We start from the raw sequence: 20,013 nt of genomic DNA, 5'->3' as shown, positions 1-20,013 counted from the left end.
CGGGCACCTTCTTGATGCTGCGGGTGGAGACCTCCTGGAGACTCTCGGCCGTCCGGAAAATGTAGAGGATTTCCTCCTTGCTGAGTTCTTCAAGGCCCAGCAGGTGCCGCCGCGTCCACACGAAACCCCCAGCTGCTGCTCCGCCCGGGCCGCAATATCTCCGGTAAGCAGGAAAGCTGTCCCCCCGAAGGTCGCCTTGACCACCAGCGACGCGTCATTCCGGAAACCCTGATCAATTTCGTCCAGGTGGCCAAGAAAGCCTGGGGGTGGATTGAGGACCGCCAGGCTCACCCCGCCGATATTGATGGGTTCCATACCGGCATCCAGCCTTCGTAAAAGGGTCTTTTCCGCTCGGCAGGCCGCCATCAATTCCTTATATCCCAGGGTGGTGTTCACATCCCCGTTGGTCCACAGTTCACGGACGCTGAAATGCTTGGCGATGTAAATCAGGCCGTTGAGGTGATCGGCATTGGGGTGCGACAGGACCAGGATGTCGACGGTGGCAATTTTCTTGCGCCACAGAATCGGGGCCACCACCCGCTGGCCCACATCAAAAAGGCGGTTGTCGGAAAAACCGCCCCCGTCGATCAACATTACCTCGCCGCCGGGTAATTCCAGGAGTGTCGATGTGCCCTGCCCCACGTCAATGGCCGTGACCCTGAGATCCCGATTCCAGAAGCGTTGATAAGACCAGTAAAGTCCATCGCCGGCAGCCGCGACAAGCGCTGCCGCCAGTACCCATGGGGCAACGGGGGCTTTGCGAAGATTCAGCAGGGCCCAGGCGGTCAGAAAATAGAGGGCGATCTCAAACAGGGACGGGGTTACGGTTTTGGCTGCGGCAAAAGAAATTCCCGCAAAAAGGTCCACACCCATCAAGGCCAGGTGGAGCATCTTGAGGCTCAGCCAGAAACCCAGGATAGCGGCGGGTTCGAAGAAAATGGCGACAAAGGCGGATGCGAGCCCTGCCGGCACGACCAAAAAACCCACCAGCGGTACGAGCAACAAGTTGGCCGCGATACCCACCAATGACGTCTGGTTGAAATGGTACAGAACCACGGGGGTGGTGCCGGCGATAGCCAATGCCGAAACAAGCGTGAATCCGACCAGCCACCCGCCAACCCGACGGACCGGCGAACGCGACCGCTCCCGCTGGGGGTTAATCTTCCCCAACCCGTACACAATGGCCAGCACGGCGGCAAATGAGAGTTGAAATGAGATTGAAAACAGCGCCGGGGGGAAAAAGGCCAAAATCGCCAGCGCCGCCAGGGCAAGGGTATTGAGCGTGTCGTGCGTCCTTCCCAGAATCAGTGCCAACAGAAAGACTGCAACCATGGTTTCGGCCCGCTGGGTGGAAGGCGACATGCCGGCCAGCACACCGTAGGCCAGCACGGGCACCAGTGTCGCCGCAGCCGCCCACTGCCGGCTCCAGCCCCGCCAGAGCAGGGGTTGAAAAAAAGAAAAGACCCAGCACAGCAAACCGAAGACAACAGTGGCCACAATGCCGACATGAAGCCCGGAGATGGCCAGCAGGTGCCCCACACCGGCCCGGTTGAATCGTTCACGCAGTGCGTCGTCGATGCCTGACCGCTCCCCGAAAACAATGGCTTTGAGCACTGTCTTCTCGAGCGCAGCAGATTCGCCGTCAGCCGCATCGATCAATTGCCCCAGCCGCTGACGGGCGCCATGGATCAGCTGTTTTGCTGCAGAGCGGCCGGATCTGCCGACTCGCTGGACTTTCTCCGCCGGCACCCACGAACTGCCATGAATCCTTTCAAAAGCCATGTACCGGCGGTAGTCGAATCCAGCCGGGTTTTTAAAACTGGTGAAGGGTCGGATTTTAGCCGGGAAAACCAACTGATCGCCGGGTTCCAGTTTCAACTCTCCGATGATGGTCACCCGGATGCGACCCCGGACTGAATGCCGGTCACCCTCGCGGGAAAGGGCATCGACGTTAAAAATAAAACGGGACCGACCGAAGCGCGGGACAGGCGGATCGACCACGGTCCCTCGAATTCGCCAGTATCCGGTGTCGAGGTAATGAACCAGGTGGTTGGGCCCATGCGCGGGAGATATCCATGGCACCATGGCCAGGTAGCCGGCAGCCACGCATGTCAGCAGCGGCGACCAGCGGGCCGACTGGGCTCGCCATAAAAGCAACCCCAGTCGACCGGCTGCCGACAACAGGATGAACAGGAGCGCAAGGCTAAATCCGGGCAGGCCTTCGCCCAAGATGATGCCGGCCATCAGCGAAAGGCTGACGGGGATGACCGGCCGGGAATACATGGTCTCAGGACGGCGAAACAGCGGGGTCACCGACCCGGGAAACCCCTGACCGGGTAGCCACGACGGTTCACCGGCGCCAGGCAGGGGATGGCTGTTTTGAGGTCATGGATCACATCGGTTTCATTTTTCATGGTGCCGGCGGTTATCAGGAAACGGTGGATGTGGGTTCAAGCCAACCATTCGCAGCGCGATAAGCCGGGAAAAGGCAGCTTGCGGTGACCGTTCACGCTTGCAAATCAAATGTTTGCCGCGCTGCGGCGCTATCATACCGGGTTCGTTTGGAATAGTCAAAACCGAAATTAGGAGGGCAATCGCCGCGGTCGACCCCATTTCCAGGGAGATCGCCGACAGCGAAAATATAGCAAGGAAACCTGCGGCCGGGGTTGTAAAAGCTCGCCGGAAGCATTCTGGACTTCCGGCGAGCGCTTCCGTTACCCGGCTTGAACTGAAATTCGCCGCGGGGTGGCCTTTTCCACCTTCGGCAGCGTCAAGCGCAAAACACCGTCGCTGAGCTTGGCATCGATCTTTTCCTGAGCGATAACCTCGGAAAGTGAAAACTGGCGGTAGTAGCGTCCGGTGTCGTATTCGATGGACACCCGCTCTCCGGGTGTTACCAGGTCAGGACTGACATCTCCGGTCAGGGTCAGTGTATCGTCTCGAAGATCCACATTCAGTGCATCGGCTTTCACCCCGGGTATATCCACCAGCAGGGTGATCGCCTTTTCAGTTTCAAAAATATCCACGCTGGGTGTAAAAACCAACCCCGGCTTGGTCTGCTCGGCGGGCGATGCCACCTCTTGCTTACCTCTGACTTTGAGCGCTTTGGAGTCTGACATAATCCGTTCCTCCTTTCAATTTTGGCGTTATTGAACCGCAATCTGTCTGGGCTTGGCCTTTTCCGCCTTGGGAACGGTCACGGTCAGGACACCATCCACCAGCTTCGCCTTGACATGGTCCGAATCGATATCGCTGGGCAGGGCGATCGCCCTCGAAAAGCGTCCGGGTTCACGCTCCCGGCGGTGATACCGGGCATCGGCAGCCTCCTCGGATATCTTGCGCTCCCCAGCCAGGGTCAGTTGGTTGGCGGTCACATTCAGATCAAGGTCGTCTGACTTTACCCCGGGAAGCTCCGCGCTGACATAGTAGGCATCCGCATCCTCGGTGATGTTGACTGCCGGAAACACACCGGCGCTGACGCGGCCGAGGGTTCTATCGCCAAATGCGTCAAAGAGGTGTTCCATTTGACGCTTCATCCCCTCCAGGTCAGCATAGGCGCCAAAATGCCGACTGGGAGCACCGAAAAGAGTTCTGTAGATCATCGTCAAACCTCCTTTTGTTGTTAAGGGTCTTGAGCACAATCACTTGCTTGCGCATACATCTGCATTGCCTAAACAATATTAATCGAAAAAACATTGTCAATATTGTGAAAATTTTTTTAATTGCATTATTTTTAAAATTGTATAGACAGAGGTAATAGACCAGAACAACACATGTGGAGATCGGATATGGCTCAAAATGATGACAAACATAAAATGGGTTCGTTAACGTTCATCACCAGTTCGGGTCTTCGGGGCCGGCAATCGGTGCGGGCAACCTTCAAGCTCTCCTCGGGCTGTATCGAGGCCATCAGCATCGTCGCCGCGCAGCTGGGCATTAAACAGAAATCCCTGTTCGACCATCTGGCCCAGGACAGCGAGTCACTGAATGCCATTGCCAAAGAAGTCCGCAATGCCCGGGTCAGTACCGAAAACCGGGTCCAGAAAACCTATGTCATCAGCAGACGCTCGCTGGCACTGCTCGATGAGATTTCAAAAGCCTTCAACGCGCCGCGCGATGCGCTGGTGGAATTTTCCGTAAGAAGGCTCATTCCGGTCATTGACAATGAGCAGAAAAAGTATGAGCGGCACAAAGCCGCCTTTGCCGGAATCGAACGTCATTTCAACAAGGGGCAGCTGCTGCTTGAGGAGGTCCGCGAGCATCTGGGTGAAGATGACCCCGTGTTTGCCAAACTGGCTGCGGTGATGGACAGCTATGCCGGTGCTACCCGAGCGATTGCCGCTTTTTTAGAACGGACCCGGGGAATCGAGGACTTCGATCCGGCGCATCTCAATCAGATGGAACTGCGTTACGACCGGTAGGCACCGGTTATGGGCCGACCCTGGCTTGGTTCTCTGCCGGCAATCGAGCATTTGTGTAAGAACGCCGACCCACGACCCTGCGGGGCTCAACGATGCGGCTCGCCGTCCGGATGCGGAAACCCAACGCTTTCACGCCCACAATTCGATCCGGTTTCCCTCGGGATCGAACAGGAATAAGGCGCGGGCGCCCCAGGATTCCCTGATGGGACCGACTTCAACGCCGTCGGCAATCATGCGGTTGCGTATGCCGTCAATATTTTCCACTTGCCATGAAAGCGTCAGTCCGGCCCCGCGGGCGCTCCGTATGGAGGTATGCACGGCATGGGCGACACTCAGCCGGGCACTCGCAGTCAGCTGGAATTCGATGAACCATGATTTTTCCATCAGCACCTCAAGCTTGAGCATATCGCGGTAAAACCGGACGGTTTCATCCCATCGGTCACAATACAATATCGCGTTGGTACGGGTTATTTTCAATGGTCTCATTGTCAGATGGTTGATGAAATAACGGTCTGCCTGTCGGCAACCCCCAATCGGTTCCTGCAGCCTATGCCAGGCAGCGCATCGTGTCAACTGAACTCAGCTTCCCATCAGGCTCCGTCAATGTCTGCGCCTGAGCGCCTGAGGCGCCACGACAAACCGCAGATGGCTTGCTGTCGTCCCCATAGGACATTTTTAAAATCGTACACGGTTTGCCGCGGCAGGTTGACGGGACCCTCGGGTCCTGTATCAACGCACCGAATTGTGATTGCGTCTTCTCCATAAAAAAGGCATGCTGAGTGCGAAGTCAGCGTCCATCCAGAAAGGGTGGATTTTGGTTCCGGCCATGGCCCCAGTGCCAACGCGGCGAGAAAACGGTGCTGCGAACCATTGCCTTCGGCGACAACGAAAAATAAAAATCGCGCGCCTGCCGGACGTATCAGGGCGGACGCAGAATCTCGTCAACTGTTGCCAGGGAGATCCAGCCATTGGTTTCCTTGCCTTCACAGGAGGATTTTCAGATGACTAAAAAGCGTCAGAAAGTAGGCATCGGTGGCAACAGCGCCCCGGAATCGGCCATCACATTGAAAGATGAAATCCAACGTCACATCCGCTTAACCATGGGCAGAGATCCGGCAAAACCCAACCGCTATGCCTGTTTCATGGGATTGGCTTACAGTGTTCGTGATCGGCTCATCGACCGCTGGATCCGCACCCAACGCGCCCAGTATGATACCCTGGCCAAACGGGTTTATTTTCTCTCACTGGAATTTCTGCCGGGCCGCTTTCTGATGAACTATCTGATCAGTCTGAAGATGGTCGATGAGGTCCGTCAGACGGTGACGGAAATGGGCTTTGATCTGGATGAACTGGAAGAAGAGGAGTGGGATGCGGGTCTGGGCAACGGCGGCCTGGGACGCTTGGCATCCTGCTACATGGATTCACTGGCCTGCCTGGATCTTCCCGGCTACGGTTACGGCATCCGCTACGACTACGGCATCTTTCACCAGACCATCGAAAACGGCTGGCAGCGCGAGCAGTGCGACAACTGGTCCCGCAAGGGCACCCCCTGGGAGATTCGCCGGGGAGAATACCTGATCCCGGTGCGTTTTTACGGGCGCTCCGAAACCTACACCGATGCTGCCGGCCGCCAGTGCTTCCGCTGGGTTGACGGCGAGGTGGTCATGGCCATGGCCTGCGACATCCTGGTCCCCGGCTACGGAGACGATTTCGTCACCAACATGCGTCTGTGGCGCGCCCAGTCAAGCCGGGAGTTCAACCTGGAAGAATTCAACCAGGGGGACTACATCGGTGCCTTGGAGGCCAAGGTGCTCAGTGAGAATATCTCCAGTGTGCTTTATCCCAGTGACGAGATGGAGCAGGGACGGGAGCTGCGGTTGAAGCAGCAGTATTTTTTTGTGGCCGCCACCCTGGCCGACATCCTTCGTCGCTTTAAAAAGATGAATCGGGACTTTAGGGAGCTGCCCGACTTCGTTGCCATTCAGCTCAACGACACCCACCCGGCCATCGCCATTCCCGAGCTCATGCGCCGGCTCATGGATGAGGAGGGCCTGACATGGGACGATGCCTGGCCCATCTGCGAGAAGACCTTTGCATACACCAACCACACGGTCCTGCCCGAAGCGCTGGAAACCTGGCCCGTGGACCGCATCCAAAGGCTTTTGCCCCGGCACATGGAGATCATCTATTAAATCAACCGCCGTTTTCTGGAATCCGTGCGCTCACGACCGGCAAATGACAGCAGCCTGTTGGAACGGGTGTCGCTGATCACAGAAGGGCATCATCAAGGTGTCCGCATGGCCCATCTGGCCATTGTGGGCAGCCACACCGTCAATGGCGTGGCCGAACTCCACAGCCGGATTCTCAAAGAAGATCTGTTCAAGGACTTTGACACGCTTTTTCCCAACCGACTCACCAATGTCACCAACGGCATCACTCCCCGGCGATGGCTGGCACAAGCCAATCCGCCCCTGGCACAGCTGATCAACGACACCATCGGCCCCGGCTGGATTACCGACCTGAAAAGGCTGCAGGAGCTGGAACCGCTGGCCGAGGATGCCGAATTTCGCCGGCGCTGGATGAAAACCAAGCGGGACAATAAAAAACGGCTGGCCCGCTATATCCTGAGAAAAATCGGTGTGGGCGTTGATCCGGACACCCTGTTTTCCGTGCAGGTCAAGCGCATCCACGAATACAAGCGTCAACTGCTCAACATACTCCATGTGATCACCCTGTACCACCGCATCCGGGCCAACCCAGCCGCCACGGTGGTGCCGCGCACCATTATCTTTGCCGGCAAGGCCGCTCCAGCCTACCACCAGGCCAAACGCATCATCAAGCTGATCAATGCCGTGGCCGCGAAAACCAACACCGACATGGATGTCCAGGGAAAGCTGCGCGTGCTTTTTCTGCCCAACTACTGCGTATCCCAAGCCGAAAAGATCATTCCGGCGGCTGACCTGTCCGAGCAGATCTCCACCGCGGGTATGGAGGCGTCGGGAACAGGGAACATGAAGATGTCCCTCAACGGGGCGCTGACCATCGGCACCCTGGACGGGGCCAATGTCGAAATCATGGAGGAGGTCGGGGCCGAAAACATTTTTATCTTCGGCCTGACGGCGGACCAGGTGACCTCCCTGCGCAACAGCGGATACAACCCGCGCACCTATTACGACAGCGATGCCGAGCTGCGGCAGACATTGGACAGTATCAGCCGCGGGGACTTTTCGCCGGAAGATCCCTATCTGTTTTCGCCCATTGTGGAATCGCTGCTGCATCGGGGGGATTTCTACATGCTGCTGGCCGACTTCCGGGCCTATGTGAACGCCCAGGAAGCCGTGGGTAAAATCTTTCTGGACAAGGACGAATGGGCCCGAAAATCAATTCTCAACACCGCCCGCATGGGTAAGTTTTCCAGTGACCGGTCGGTGATGGATTATGCCGACAACATCTGGCGATTGAAACCGCTGCCGCCGGTGAAAAGCGCTGAATAGCTTGTTAGCATTTAAAAGCAATGTCCGATAGCCAACAAGGAGGTCCCCCTATGCCCAAAGATACAAACATCCCATCGCCTTCGGGTTCGGTGTCCATCGCCCGGCAGCCCATATTTGACGATAACCGTCGTTTGTGGGGATATGAGCTGTTCTGCGTGGGTGAGCGAAGCCCGGCAAGCCCCGGGGACGGTGAGCAGCCGGAGGGGGCTGCGGTCAGTGTTGCGTCAAGCGCGTATATGGGGCTCCAGCAGATCCTGAAGCAGGGCCAGAAAATCATGCTCAATTTCGATGAAATGGGAATCCTGGACGACATGCCCTATGCCCTGCCGCCCACGCTTGCCGCCGTCCAGGTGGACGAGCAGCTCTTTCTGCGGCCAGCCATCCCCGAAATGCTGGCGCGCCTCAAGTCGGACGGGTATCTGATCGCCGTTCGCGGGTTCAGCGGGGATCGGCAGCTCGATTCCCTTTATGAGCTGGCCGACATCATTGCCGTTCCGATAATCGGCAGGCAGAAGGACGAGGTATCCACGCTCCTGGCAACCATCCATGCAGTGGATGCCAGGCTGCTGGCCCGGCGGGTCGATAATGCCGCCGGATTCGCGATGTGCCGGGAGGTGGGCGTCACCCTTTTCGAAGGCGCCTTCTTTAAGCAGCCGGACACGATCACCGTCCACAAAATGAATTCCAACGCGGTCTCGCGGCTCAAGCTTCTTCAGCGCATCGAGCAGGAGGATCCGGATATCAATAAACTGGCGGAAACCATTCAATCCGACGCCGCTATCAGCTTCCGACTGCTGACCTACCTGAATTCGGCTGCATTTGGTTTTCCGCACAAGGTCAAATCCATCCACCACGCCATCCGCCTCCTGGGATGGAACAAGCTGAAAAACTGGCTGCGGGTGGTTCTGCTCAACGACATGAGTCAGGCAACAGATACGCCCGACCTGCTTCAACTCGCCGCCCAGCGGGGAAAATTTTTGGAGCTGGTTGCCAGGAGCCACGATTTCTGGGGGTTTGATCCGGAGAGCCTGCACCTGCTGGGGCTGTTTTCCCTGCTGGACACCATGCTGAGCACCCCCATGGACGAAATCGTCACGTTTCTACCCATCGAGGATTCACTCAAAGGCGCCCTGCGCCGGGATGCCAACAACGAATACCTGCCGCTGGTTGCGTTGGCCCAGTGTTTCGAGGAAGCCCGCTGGAAAGATGCTGAAGTCATGATGCAGCAGCTCAACCTGAACCGTGGGGAGGTCTCAGCGGCCTTCAAAAATGCCGTGGAATGGGCGGATCAGCTGACATTGATGCACACGGGGTAACTGAAAAAAGCGCCTCAGGAAAACGATAAACCGGAACGATACGCTGCATGGGTCCACGCTGCCGCCCAACACGGACGCGCTGGTGGTTGGACGCTTCCGATCACCCTGGCTGGCACAAATCTTCAAGCACCTGCCGCTCAGCGGCATTGGGCAGCACACCGAACAAACTGGCCTCCAGAACAATCTCCTGGTGCTGGTTGGTGAAGACGGCTTCGGCCTTCGCGCGGTTCTTCGCATCTACACAGGTGAGCGTGCAGCGGCAGGTAATGGTATCGTTGCAATAAACCGGTTTTTTAAAGCGGAAATTTATGCCCGAGGCCAGCCACCCCATCTGGCCGCCCATCTCGGTGATCATGCCGCCCACGAGAAGGCCGTGGCAGATCCGTCCCCTGAACCCCTTGAGTTCAACGAAACGCTCACTGAAGTGGATGGGGTTATGGTCCCGGGTCACGTCGGAAAAAGCAGCCACATCTTCTGCGGTGAATGTCCGGGTGAGGATGAACGTATCGCCGGCGCAGAGTCCGGCAATGGTTCGACGGCGGATGTCGGTCATGCGAAAACTCCTTTTTCCGGGTGCTGGGTGCTGGATGGACCCGATTTGATCTTCACCCACAGCAACCTGGCAGCTGCCTTGCCCGTGTTTTTCCATTGGGCGGGCAATTCACCGGTGAGATAGATCACATCCCCCGGCCCGGCTGCGTAAAAGCGGCTGCCGACTTCCAGTTCCAGCCGGCCTTCTAAAAGGTACCCCATCTCCTGGCCTTTATGGATGAAAAAATGCGTGGGCAGTTTTTTGCCGGCGGAAATCTCTATCAGGTAGGGTTCGGCGTACGCATCGAAATCAGCCGGGACCAAGCGGTACCCCGTCACATCCCGTTTCGGCAGATCGGAAAGGTCGATCCGGGTTCCCCCGCCGGAAAACACCACCTGACCGGCCGCAACCGATCTGTCCTGGAAAAAGGCCGCCACCGGCACGCCCAACACCTGAGCGATTTTAAACAGCGCCGGCAGGGAAGGATAGATGGTGCCACTTTCGATCTGGGAGATCGTGCTTGGGGTCACGCCCACCAAGGCCGCCAAATCCTTCTGGGACATGGTCTGACGCTTTCGAATCTGCTTTACCCGGCCGCCCAGATCGATATTGCCGCCTTTGCCCGTTTCGGATTCGAAGGTTACGTCGAGGCCGTCGTTCCAGTAGACCAGGGGCAGGTTCAGCGCATCGGGTCTGCGCTTGACCGCTTTGAGGATGGTCAGGGACGATTTTCCGCGGTTGACCGAAAGATCGATGGCCACCTGGGCGATCTGGTTGATATTGGCCCGCAGACGTTCCGAGTGGGCTTTTTTTTCCATGATCCAGTAGGCGATGGTCTCCAGTTCATACAGGCGTGGGCAGGCGTGGGAGTAAAATTTAAGCACCGCCTCTTCCCCGCCCCACAGCTCCTGCATGCCAGTGAGCGAATCGAAGACGAACCGAACGTCCCCTGTCATGGTGCCGTGGAGACTGTAGAAAGCCTCGGACACCACTTCGGGATCTTTGGGCGCATTGATGCGTACAATCTGGTGGGGCCACTGGGCGCCGTCTTTCTCGTAGAACCTGCTGAACACCTCGCTGCCGTCCCCTTTACCGTGGGTGAAGCAGTCCAAAATGGCCAGGTGCTGATTCCGGCCCAGCGGCCCCAGATCCTCCAGGAGGGTTTTGGGGGATCGGTCAAAGGTGATATAGATCAAGGGCTTGTCCCGGCGCTGGGACTCCTGGATAAAATTGAGGCTGAAGGTCGAGGTCAGGCTGCCGGCATCGTCATACCAGACCACATTGTCGCCGATGAACAGCCCCCCCAATTGTCGGTCAAGCTGGCTGACTCCCGAGGAAACGCGGATTTTCTTTTTAAACATGGATGCTGAACCTGGCCGGATAAGGTTTAAATCGGTTGACATTTTATTTCCGATGCGCACGATACACTATCAGTCAGGTTTCGTGAAAGCTAAAAAAGAAATGGATTTGGAGACATGGATCCCGAAGGCAAACGCATGGTGGCGCAAACACCGATTGTCGTCATCGGATGTGCGGTTTTGGGTGTGGATATGAAGCACGCCGCCAGACAGCTGGGTCTGACGGTTGACTTCAAGTTTTTGGAGGCCGGGCTGCATGAACGTCCGGAGGTGCTCAAACAGAAGCTTCAAGAGGTGATCGACGCGGTGTCGGCCGCCGGTGAAGCCGGCCGCATCGTCATCGGCTACGGCATATGCGGCAGGGGCACCGTCGGCATCCAGTCCCGCAGTATCCCGCTGGTCATCCCCAAGGTGCACGACTGCATCGCCATGTTTCTGGGCGGTTCCGAGGCCTACCGCAGGGAGTTCAAGAAGTTCCCGGGTTCCTATTACATCACCGCCGGGTGGTACGAAGAGAAGGCCGTACCGATTTCCCAGCGCAAGCTGCAGGCCTGGTACGGGGACCGACTGGTTCACTATGAGGAAATCGCCGGTCGGTATGGCCATGGGGCGGCCGCGCAGACCATCGCATTTTTAAGCTCGTGGCAAAAGAACTACCAGCGGGCCGCCTATATCGACACCGGCGCAAGGAACGGATCAAAATACGAAGCCCATGCCAGGGAGATGGCCGATGCCTATGGATGGACCTATGAAAAAATTCCCGGCAGCCTGGATCTTTTCGAAAAAATGCTGGTCGGCACCGCAAGCTCGGCGGATGTCCTGTTTGTCGAACCCCGCCATGTCATCGAATTTGATGCCATAACGGGCACGTTGGCATCGCACCCCTTGTGGACAGGCAAATCCGTCCATGACAACAAACCAACAATTTTAACCGATGCACCCGCATCCCCGCCGCGCACCGCCAGGATCGGATTGGGCATCGATGCCGGCGGAACCTATACGGATGCCGTCATCTACGATTTCAAGACCGGTGCGACACGCTGCAAGGGCAAGGCGCTGACCACCCGCTGGGATTTTACCATCGGTATCGGCCAGGCCCTGGACAAACTGGATCCGGATCAATTGAAGCAGGTGGAGATGGTGGCCCTTTCCACAACCCTGGCCACCAACGCCATTGTGGAGGGTGACGGTCAGAAGGTGGGTCTTCTGGTCATGCCCCCATACGGCCGCTACGATCCGGAAGACTACCCCCATGAGCCCAAGGCGTTTGTGGGTGGCCGTCTGTCCATCACCGGCGAGGAGCTGGAGCCCGTCGATGCAAACCAGGTTCGACAGATCGTCAGGCGAATGGTTGCAAAAGACCAGGTCAAGGCCTTTGCCGTATCCGGTTTTGCCGGGGCTATCAACCCGGACCACGAGATGAGCGTTAAACGCATCATCCGTTCGGAAACCGGCCTGTTCGTCACCTGCGGCCATGAATTATCCACCATTCTCGATTTCAAGGTCAGGGCGACCACGGCCGTGTTGAATGCGCGCATCATTCCACGATTGGGCAAACTCATCGCCAACCTCGAAAAGGCGCTGAAAAAATTGGAAATACTTGCCCCCATCGTTGTGGTCAAGGGGGACGGCACCCTGATGCGGGCGGAGATGGCCAAGGAACGCCCGGTGGAGACCATATTCTCCGGTCCGGCAGCCAGCGTGGCCGGTGCCAGGCATCTCACCGGCCTTACCGATGCCCTGGTGGTGGATGTGGGCGGCACCACCACGGATACCGCCGCGGTGGAAAATGGCAGTGTGCGCGTCTGCGGCAGCGGATCCATCGTGGCCGGCCGCAGAACCCATGTGCGTGCCCTGGACATTCGCACCACCGGACTGGGTGGAGACAGCCTGATCAACCGCGAAAAGGGCCGCTTTTCCATCGGACCCCGCCGGGTGGCCCCCATCGCCTGGCTGGGATCCAATTTTTCCGGCATCGATGCCACCATCGAATACCTGGGCACCCGCCTGCGCAGCTTCGAAACCTCCACCCGCAACATGCAGATTCTTGCCGCCACCGGAACCGCGGACCATCTCCACCTGACAGAGATGGAACAACAGGTGATGTCTCTGCTGCACAAAAGGCCCCGTTCCATAGACGAACTGACCCGCAAAACCGGTGTCCTCATCGACCGCCACCTTCCCCTGGAGCGTCTGGAGGGCCATTTTGTGATCCAGCGCTGCGGATTGACCCCCACCGACTTGCTGCATATCGCCGGTGAATTTCAACGCTGGGACACGGCTTCAGCCGATCGGTTTTTCGGGATCATCGCCGCTTTGAGCAAAAGAGATGCAATCGACCTGCGGCGGGAGCTGCTGGAAACCGTAGCACAAAAGCTGGCCCTGGAAATTTTAAAGCGTCAGCTGGACGATGAAGTCAACCCCGAAGCCCTGCACAGCTGCCCGGTTTGCCAGGCCCTGATGAACAACGTCTTTTCCGGCGGGAACAGCCACTATCACATGCGCATCGATTTCAAGCGCCCGGTGATCGGCATCGGTGCGCCCATCGCCTTCTTCCTGCCCCGGGCCGCCGCCATGATCGGCGCCCGGGCCGTGCTGCCGGAGCATGCCGACGTGGCCAACGCCATCGGAGCGATTACCAGCAATGTCGTCATCGAACGCCAGGTGAGAATTATTCCCGGCGGCGGAAGCGGTTTTCTCATCGAAGGCCTCGCCGGCGCCAGACGCTTTAACGTCTTCGAGGAGGCGGATGCCTTTGCAAAAAACGAATTGGCCGGCATGGTCAGAACGCTGGCCCGGGAGGCCGGAACCAGCAACCAAACCGTCACCATCGATACCGAGGATCAACTCCCTGCGGATGCCGGCGGCCATCCGATCTTCATCGGGCGGATCCTCAAGGCGCGGCTCACCGGTCCACCCGACCGGGTCGCCGCCGATATCCCGGCGGTGGCTGCCGGGTGATTGGCGGCCACCAGTGTGACCGATGGGCACAAAGACCAGCAATGCCATGAAAGCGTTGCGCAGCCCTAACGCCGGTATGGTCGCATGAACGTTCAATCACGATTCTGGTTTGACCGTTCTTCAACCAACGCTGCATATTTCCAACCGCCGCCCAACGATTTGTAGAGGCGCACCAAATTGGACGTCGCGATACCTGTGCTCTGGTTCAGTTCATTTTGCAGAAGAAGCAGTGAACGCTGTGCGTCCAGGACATTGTTGAAATTCACCAGTCCCGCCTTATATCTGTCCCTGGCCAACAGTTCCGCCCGCTGAGCGGCGGTAGCGGCTTTCTCCAGGGAATCTCTCCGGCGCTGTTCCTTGGCATATGCCACCAATGCGTTTTCCACCTCCTCCTGGGCGTTGAGAACGGTGGCCCGATATTGAATCAAGGCCTGTTCCTGGCGGGCGGTCTGTACGGCTATGTTTTGGCGGATTGAGCCCGCATCGAACAGCTTCCAGGAAGCCCGCGGGCCGATGCTCCAGATCCGGCTGCTCCAATCCAGCAAATCGCCGCTATCGATGGATTCAATGCCGATGGTGCCGGCCAGGTGGAATTTGGGATACAGGTCTGCTGTGGCTGCGCCGATCCTTGCCGTCTGGGCCGCGACAAGCCGCTCAGCGAAACGAATATCCGGTCGACGCCTTAGCGTCTCCGCCGGTATCCCGATGGCAACGGTTGCCGGAAGGGCCGGTATCGCCTTTTCCTCGACCAGCTCCTGTGAGAATTCGACAGGCTGCCTGCCGAGCAGCACGGCGATGCGATTTTTTGCCGCTGACAACCTCGTCTCTATGGTCGGGATCTGGGACCGGGAACTCTCCAGAATTCGAAGGGCTTCATGAACGGCAAGTTCATCGATGATACCCGCCTGGTTTCGCGACTGGTTGAGGAAATAGGTTTCTTCCTGGGTTTTGATGTTGGCTCGGGTAAGTGCCAGCTGGGCCTGGTAAATACGCACATCCACATAGTTTAAAGCAACTTCGGCCATCAGACTGATCATCACGTTGTGCAAATTCACTTGGCTGGCTTCAAAATCGGCCTGGGACGCTTCGATGGATCGCCTCAGCCCGCCGAAGATATCCAGTTCCCAACCGGCATCAAAACCGGCCGCATACAATTCGAACTCCGATTCCCCGCCACCGAATTCATTGCTGCGTATTTTTGACGCTGACGCATCGGCTGCCACGACAGGGAACAACCTCGCCTGGCTGACACCCCTTAACGCCCGGGCCTCCCGGATACGGGATCGCGCTGTCTGCAATTCAAGATTTCCATTGACCGCCTGTTCCTCCAGGCTGGACAGGTCAGGGTCGTTAAAGATCGTCCACCAGCCGGCAAGCGCATCCGGATCCGGTGGATTGGGAATGAGCCCGCCGGCCATTTCGGCGTCCCATGTTTCCGGCACATCGGGTTTGATCGCCGTATAGTCCGGACCCACAGCCGCACAGCCGGTCAAAATCAGTCCCATGGCGATCGACAGCCAACGCATGCGGGCGGCGCGTTTGGTGCTCATGACGGGTTGGTCGCTGTTTCGATTGTGATCCTTCATGGTTTTCTTGCCTTATGTAATCGATTCCTCGTGCGGGTCGAGCGTTTCGGCCACCTCTTTTTTTCTGTGCCGTTGTCGCCAGGCATGCCCCTTTTCACTGGCAGACTGGAAGACATAATACAGCACCGGTATCAGAAATATGCCGAACACGGTTGAAGCGAGCATGCCGGAAAAGACGGTTGTGCCGATCGCCCGACGGCTGCCGGCTCCTGCTCCGGTGGCGATAATCATGGGGACGACGCCAAGAATGAAGGTTAGCGATGTCATCAGGACTGGCCGGAAACGAATTCGTCCGCCGTCAACGGCGGCCTCAACCACCGACAGCCCGTCCTTTCGGCGATCATGGGCAAACTCGACGATCAAAATGGCATTTTTGGCGGCCAGCCCGACCAGCAGCACCAGGCCGATCTGGGCATAGATGGAAAGCGGCATTTGTAAAAACCAAAGCCCGGCCAAAGCCCCCAGGGTCGCCACCGGAATGGAGACGACGATTGCAAGGGGAAGATTCCAGCTCTCGTATTGGCCGACCAGGAAAAGGTAGGAAAAAATCAATGCCAGGGCAAACAGCCACACCAACTGCCCCCCCGCTTCGCGCTCCTGAAAAGACATGGCGGACCAGTCGTAACCGAAGCCGGGCGGCAGGGTCCTGGAAGCCACCTGCTCCATGGCTGCCATGGCCTGGCTGGAGGAAAAACCCGGTGCAGCACTGCCGTTGAACTGGGCGCTGGGATATTGGTTGTAACGGCTGACAAGCTGTGGGCCGAGTACCTGTTCCATGGTCAGCAGCGTCTTGAGGGGAACCATATTTCCACTGTTGCTGCGCACGTAAAGACGCTGGATATCTGCCGTCGAATCACGGAAAGGGGCTTCGGCCTGAACCTTTACCTGGTAGGTTCGGCCCTTCAGGTTGAAATCATTCACATAGGCCGAACCCAGTTGTGCGCGCAGCGTTGAAAAAATTCTGCCTACCGGCACACCCATGTATTCAGCCCGGGTGCGATCGATATTCAAGAAAAACTGCGGCGTGTTGGCCGTGTAGGTGGTAAAGACACGGTTCAGCACCGGGTCCTGATTGGCGGCTATCATCAAAGACATGGCTACGCTGAACAGTTCCGGAGGACTCTGCCCCTCCCGGGCCTGAAGACGGAAGTCAAAACCACCGCTGGTGCCCAGCCCACGGATGGGTGGCGGTGCGAATGCAAAGCTGCTGGCGGTTGAAATGGCGGACAATCTTTCCTGAGCCTGCCCGACGATCGCATCCAACTGCAGGTTGGGGCGTTTTCGGTCTTCCCAGGGTTTGAGAATGGCGATGGCGAAGCCCACATTGTCGGCATTTCCGCTCAGCAGACTGAAACCCGACACACCGATAACGTTTTCAACCCCGTCGATCCCTTTAATTTCGTCGGTCGCCTTTTGCATCACCGCGTTGGTCCGGAATAGGGAGGCGGCCTCAGGCAGCTGGATGTTCATGAAGAAATACCCCTGGTCCTCCTCTGGCAGAAAACTGTTCGGAACATGGGAAAACAGAAACCAGGTACTGCCGAAAATCGCCACAAGAAGCAGCAGGGCGATCATAAGCCGCCGGATAAGCAGGGCAGAGCCGGCGACGTAGCCTCGCCTGGCCAGATTAAGCGTGCGGTTAAACCAGGCAAACGGTCCACGAAGATGGGGTTTGGGCGGGAGAAGCACCGTGGCACACATCGCCGGACTCAGCGTCAATGCACAGATCGCCGAGAGCAGAACCGACGTACACATGGTCACTGCGAACTGCCGATAAAGCTGGCCGGTGATGCCGGGTATGAATCCGACGGGGATAAAGACAGCAAAGAGCACCAATGTCGTAGCGATTATCGGTCCGGTGACCTGGCTCATGGCTTTGATGGCCGCCGGTTTGGCGTCAAGGCCTTCTTCATGCATGACCCGGTAGACATTTTCAACCACCAGAATGGCATCATCCACCACCAGACCGATGGCCATGATCAGGGCAAACAGAGAAATGGTGTTGGCGCTGTATCCCAATACCAGCAAAACCGCAAAGGTTCCGATCAGTGACACCGGTATGGTCAGCGCCGGAATCAGCGTCGCCCGCCAGTTCTGCAGAAAAAGAAAAACGACACCGATGACCAGAAGAGACACCAGACCCAGGGTCATGACGATCTCATCGATGGCCGCCGAGACGTATTTGGTGGTGTCGAGGATCACCCGGTATTCTATATCCGGGGGCATCCGTTCTTCAAGTCGATTGAGTTCGGCTTTCACCGCCGCCATGGTCTCCAGGGCATTCGCTTCGGTGGACTGGTAGACGGCCATCGTCACGGCAGGGGCACCGTTTAAAGCCGACTGGCTACCGTAGTCTTTCGAGGCCAGTTCAACCCGGGCGATATCCTTCACCCGCACTATCCCTCCCAGGCGGTTGCCGCGGATGACGATGTCTTCGAACTCCTCAACATCCGTCAGCCGCCCCTTGGCGCGAAGGGTAAACTGGACCTGTTGGCCGGGGGCCACCGGTTCCTGTCCGACGGCACCCACCGAGGCTTGAATATTCTGGCTGCGAACGGCATCCATCACGTCCTCTGCAGTCAATCCCAAGGCAGTCAGGCGCGCTGGGTCCATCCAGATACGCAGGCTGTACTCCTTCTCTCCGAAGACAAATACATCGCTGACGCCTTCGAGCCGCACCAGGCTGTCCTTAATGTTGTTGCTGACATAGTTGCTCAGAAAGAGCATATCCTGGCTCTTGCCCGGCGAATAAAAACTGATCGCCGCCATCATATCGGCGGATCGCCTGCGGACATTGACGCCCTGCTCCACGACGGCTTGCGGAAGTTTTGCAGTCGCGAGCTGCACCCGGTTTTGCAGGTTGACCTGATCGATATCGGGGTCGGTGCCCACCGCGAAGGTAACGCTAAGGGTATAGGTGCCGGCATTGGAGCAAGAGGATGACATATAGAGCATGTTTTCAACGCCGTTGACTTCCTTTTCGATGGGTGCAGCCACGGTGTCGGCCAGGACTTCGGCACTGGCGCCAGGGTAGGTGGCCGTAACCCTGATCTCCGGTGGTGTGATCTGTGGATATTGGGCGACAGGGATGTTCAGCAAGGCAATCAGTCCGGCCAGCGTAATGAAAATCGACACGACGGCCGCCAGGCGGGGCCGGTTGATAAAAATCCTCGAAATCATCGCTTAGCTCTCCTGTGCGCCGCTGGGACTGATTTGCACCGGTGCATCCGGTTCTACCTTCTGAATCCCCTCTACGACGACAAGCTCATCCGCTTTTAAACCGGATTTCACAGCCCACATCGGTCCGACAGCCTGTCCGATGACAATCGGGCGGACACGGGCGATGTTCTCACTGTCGACAACCAGCACGTAGCGGCCTTTCTGATTTACCAGGACAGCCGCCTGGGGTATCACTGGAAGCAGTTTGGGCTGGGCTAAAGTGACCAGTACGCTGACATACTGGCCAGGAATCAACAGCCCTTTGGGATTGTCGAATTCAGCCCGAATCGCAATGGTGCCGGTGGCGGGATCCATCTCGTTGTCTACAAAATCGATTCGGCCCGCCGTGTCGAGCATGGTGCCGTTGGCCAGACGGATCCGGGGAACCAGGGCGGGGCTCAGTTGACCTGCGACGGCATCGTTCATGGCCATCTGGATGGCGGCAAGGTTATTGTCGCTGATCGAGTAAACCACGCGGATAGGATCCACCTGAACGATCCGCGCCAAGGGATTGGATGCCGGACCGACCAAATTTCCACGGGTATAGGCAGTCCGTCCGATGCGTCCGCTGATGGGTGCTTTGATGGTGGTGTAGCCCAGGTCGAGCAGCGAGCGATTCAAGCTTGCCTGAGCCATGGCTATCTGAGCCTCGGCACGCAGTTGAGCAGCTACGGCATCGTCAATGTCCATGGCTGAAACGCTCGCCGAAAGTGCCGACCGAAGACGCTTCAAATGCTGGTCGGTTCGGGTCAATTCCGCCTCGGCCTGGGCAAGCTGGGCATTGTCGACGGCCACCTGGGCCAGATAAGGCGCCTGCTCAATCTCAAAAAGCAATTTGCCGGCAGGTACCTTGTCGCCTTCCTTGAAATTTATCTGCTCCAGGAATCCGTCGACCCGGGCCCTCAAGTCCACGGCCTGAATAGCCTCAACGTGACCGATGTATTCAGCAGGCGGATTGATATCCTGAATGGCAACCGGCGCCACGGTCACCAGAGGGGGCAAGGCGCTTCCAGAACCCGGTGAAGCGGCAACGGCAGTGAATGAAAATAGCGTTGAAAACGAAAGCATAAGCATCAAATTAGATAAAATACGGCTGAAAGCGCCGGTTAGCTCCGTCTTTAGAAAC

General features: G+C 57.7%; 12 protein-coding genes and 1 pseudogene. 4 read left to right on the top strand and 9 right to left on the bottom strand.

The window, feature by feature from the left end; all coding sequences use genetic code 11:
* The 3 genes from R6V78_RS04915 to R6V78_RS04905 form a co-directional block, all read right to left on the bottom strand.
* On the bottom strand, positions 1 to 2,313 hold a 2,313-nt coding region (locus R6V78_RS04915; RefSeq protein WP_410288219.1), incomplete at its 3' end, for a DNA internalization-related competence protein ComEC/Rec2.
* A gap of 401 nt (positions 2,314 to 2,714) precedes the next feature.
* Positions 2,715 to 3,119 (bottom strand): Hsp20/alpha crystallin family protein, encoded by a 405-nt coding sequence (locus R6V78_RS04910; RefSeq protein ID WP_410288218.1) that lies wholly within the window; start codon positions 3,117 to 3,119, stop codon positions 2,715 to 2,717.
* Between the two features lie 27 nt (positions 3,120 to 3,146).
* The gene (locus tag R6V78_RS04905; protein WP_410288217.1) at positions 3,147 to 3,602 is read right to left on the bottom strand and encodes an Hsp20/alpha crystallin family protein; all 456 of its coding nucleotides are present in this window, start codon (positions 3,600 to 3,602) and stop codon (positions 3,147 to 3,149) included.
* A 186-nt stretch (positions 3,603 to 3,788) separates the two neighbouring features.
* On the opposite strand from R6V78_RS04905, the gene R6V78_RS04900 reads away from it, so the two are divergent.
* Complete coding sequence (locus R6V78_RS04900; RefSeq protein WP_410288216.1) at positions 3,789 to 4,421, top strand: hypothetical protein; 633 nt, start codon at positions 3,789 to 3,791, stop codon at positions 4,419 to 4,421.
* Positions 4,422 to 4,550: 129 nt separating this feature from the next.
* Here R6V78_RS04900 and R6V78_RS04895 read toward each other — a convergent pair whose 3' ends face one another.
* A complete protein-coding gene (locus tag R6V78_RS04895) occupies positions 4,551 to 4,898 on the bottom strand; it encodes a VOC family protein (protein WP_410288215.1) in 348 nt (115 codons plus the stop codon).
* A gap of 524 nt (positions 4,899 to 5,422) precedes the next feature.
* On the opposite strand from R6V78_RS04895, the pseudogene R6V78_RS04890 reads away from it, so the two are divergent.
* Together R6V78_RS04890 and R6V78_RS04885 are read left to right on the top strand one after the other, a co-directional pair.
* Positions 5,423 to 7,915: pseudogene (locus tag R6V78_RS04890) on the top strand (glycogen/starch/alpha-glucan phosphorylase).
* 50 nt (positions 7,916 to 7,965) lie between these two features.
* Positions 7,966 to 9,231, top strand: coding sequence for an EAL and HDOD domain-containing protein (locus R6V78_RS04885; RefSeq protein ID WP_410288214.1), 1,266 nt, complete (start codon positions 7,966 to 7,968; stop codon positions 9,229 to 9,231).
* A 100-nt stretch (positions 9,232 to 9,331) separates the two neighbouring features.
* Here the strand turns inward: R6V78_RS04885 and R6V78_RS04880 are convergent, their stop codons facing one another.
* Together R6V78_RS04880 and R6V78_RS04875 are read right to left on the bottom strand one after the other, a co-directional pair.
* Entirely contained in the window at positions 9,332 to 9,784 is a 453-nt protein-coding gene (locus R6V78_RS04880; protein WP_410288213.1) for a MaoC family dehydratase, read from the bottom strand.
* The gene (locus R6V78_RS04875; RefSeq protein WP_410288212.1) at positions 9,781 to 11,124 is read right to left on the bottom strand and encodes a helix-turn-helix domain-containing protein; all 1,344 of its coding nucleotides are present in this window, start codon (positions 11,122 to 11,124) and stop codon (positions 9,781 to 9,783) included. Before R6V78_RS04875 ends, R6V78_RS04880 begins: the two co-directional genes overlap by 4 nt.
* A 114-nt stretch (positions 11,125 to 11,238) precedes the next feature.
* Between R6V78_RS04875 and R6V78_RS04870 the strand changes: the two genes are divergently transcribed.
* Entirely contained in the window at positions 11,239 to 14,082 is a 2,844-nt protein-coding gene (locus R6V78_RS04870; protein ID WP_410288211.1) for a DUF1638 domain-containing protein, read from the top strand.
* A 92-nt stretch (positions 14,083 to 14,174) separates the two neighbouring features.
* Here R6V78_RS04870 and R6V78_RS04865 read toward each other — a convergent pair whose 3' ends face one another.
* From R6V78_RS04865 to R6V78_RS04855, 3 genes are read right to left on the bottom strand one after another with little or no spacing between them, the layout of a single operon-like run.
* Entirely contained in the window at positions 14,175 to 15,668 is a 1,494-nt protein-coding gene (locus R6V78_RS04865; RefSeq protein WP_410288210.1) for an efflux transporter outer membrane subunit, read from the bottom strand.
* A gap of 12 nt (positions 15,669 to 15,680) precedes the next feature.
* Entirely contained in the window at positions 15,681 to 18,848 is a 3,168-nt protein-coding gene (locus tag R6V78_RS04860; protein WP_410288209.1) for an efflux RND transporter permease subunit, read from the bottom strand.
* A gap of 3 nt (positions 18,849 to 18,851) precedes the next feature.
* Positions 18,852 to 19,889, bottom strand: a complete 1,038-nt coding sequence (locus tag R6V78_RS04855; protein WP_410288208.1) for an efflux RND transporter periplasmic adaptor subunit — start codon at positions 19,887 to 19,889, stop codon at positions 18,852 to 18,854.
* Positions 19,890 to 20,013 lie beyond the last annotated feature (124 nt).

It is taken from the genome of Desulfosarcina sp. (assembly GCF_046496365.1).
In the GTDB taxonomy this organism is placed as follows: Bacteria; Desulfobacterota; Desulfobacteria; order Desulfobacterales; family Desulfosarcinaceae; genus Desulfosarcina.
Note: the sequence above shows the minus strand (reverse complement) of the source record. Positions and strands in the feature narration are given on the sequence as shown.

What these genes read in the sequence shown, in the direction of transcription:
- R6V78_RS04910 (WP_410288218.1), bottom strand. Translation starts at nt 3,119, where the DNA reads ATGTCAGACTCCAAAGCGCTCAAAGTCAGAGGTAAGCAAGAGGTGGCA.
- R6V78_RS04905 (WP_410288217.1), bottom strand. Translation starts at nt 3,602, where the DNA reads ATGATCTACAGAACTCTTTTCGGTGCTCCCAGTCGGCATTTTGGCGCC.
- R6V78_RS04900 (WP_410288216.1), top strand. Translation starts at nt 3,789, where the DNA reads ATGGCTCAAAATGATGACAAACATAAAATGGGTTCGTTAACGTTCATC.
- R6V78_RS04885 (WP_410288214.1), top strand. Translation starts at nt 7,966, where the DNA reads ATGCCCAAAGATACAAACATCCCATCGCCTTCGGGTTCGGTGTCCATC.
- R6V78_RS04880 (WP_410288213.1), bottom strand. Translation starts at nt 9,784, where the DNA reads ATGACCGACATCCGCCGTCGAACCATTGCCGGACTCTGCGCCGGCGAT.
- R6V78_RS04875 (WP_410288212.1), bottom strand. Translation starts at nt 11,124, where the DNA reads ATGTTTAAAAAGAAAATCCGCGTTTCCTCGGGAGTCAGCCAGCTTGAC.
- R6V78_RS04870 (WP_410288211.1), top strand. Translation starts at nt 11,239, where the DNA reads ATGGATCCCGAAGGCAAACGCATGGTGGCGCAAACACCGATTGTCGTC.
- R6V78_RS04865 (WP_410288210.1), bottom strand. Translation starts at nt 15,668, where the DNA reads ATGAAGGATCACAATCGAAACAGCGACCAACCCGTCATGAGCACCAAA.
- R6V78_RS04860 (WP_410288209.1), bottom strand. Translation starts at nt 18,848, where the DNA reads ATGATTTCGAGGATTTTTATCAACCGGCCCCGCCTGGCGGCCGTCGTG.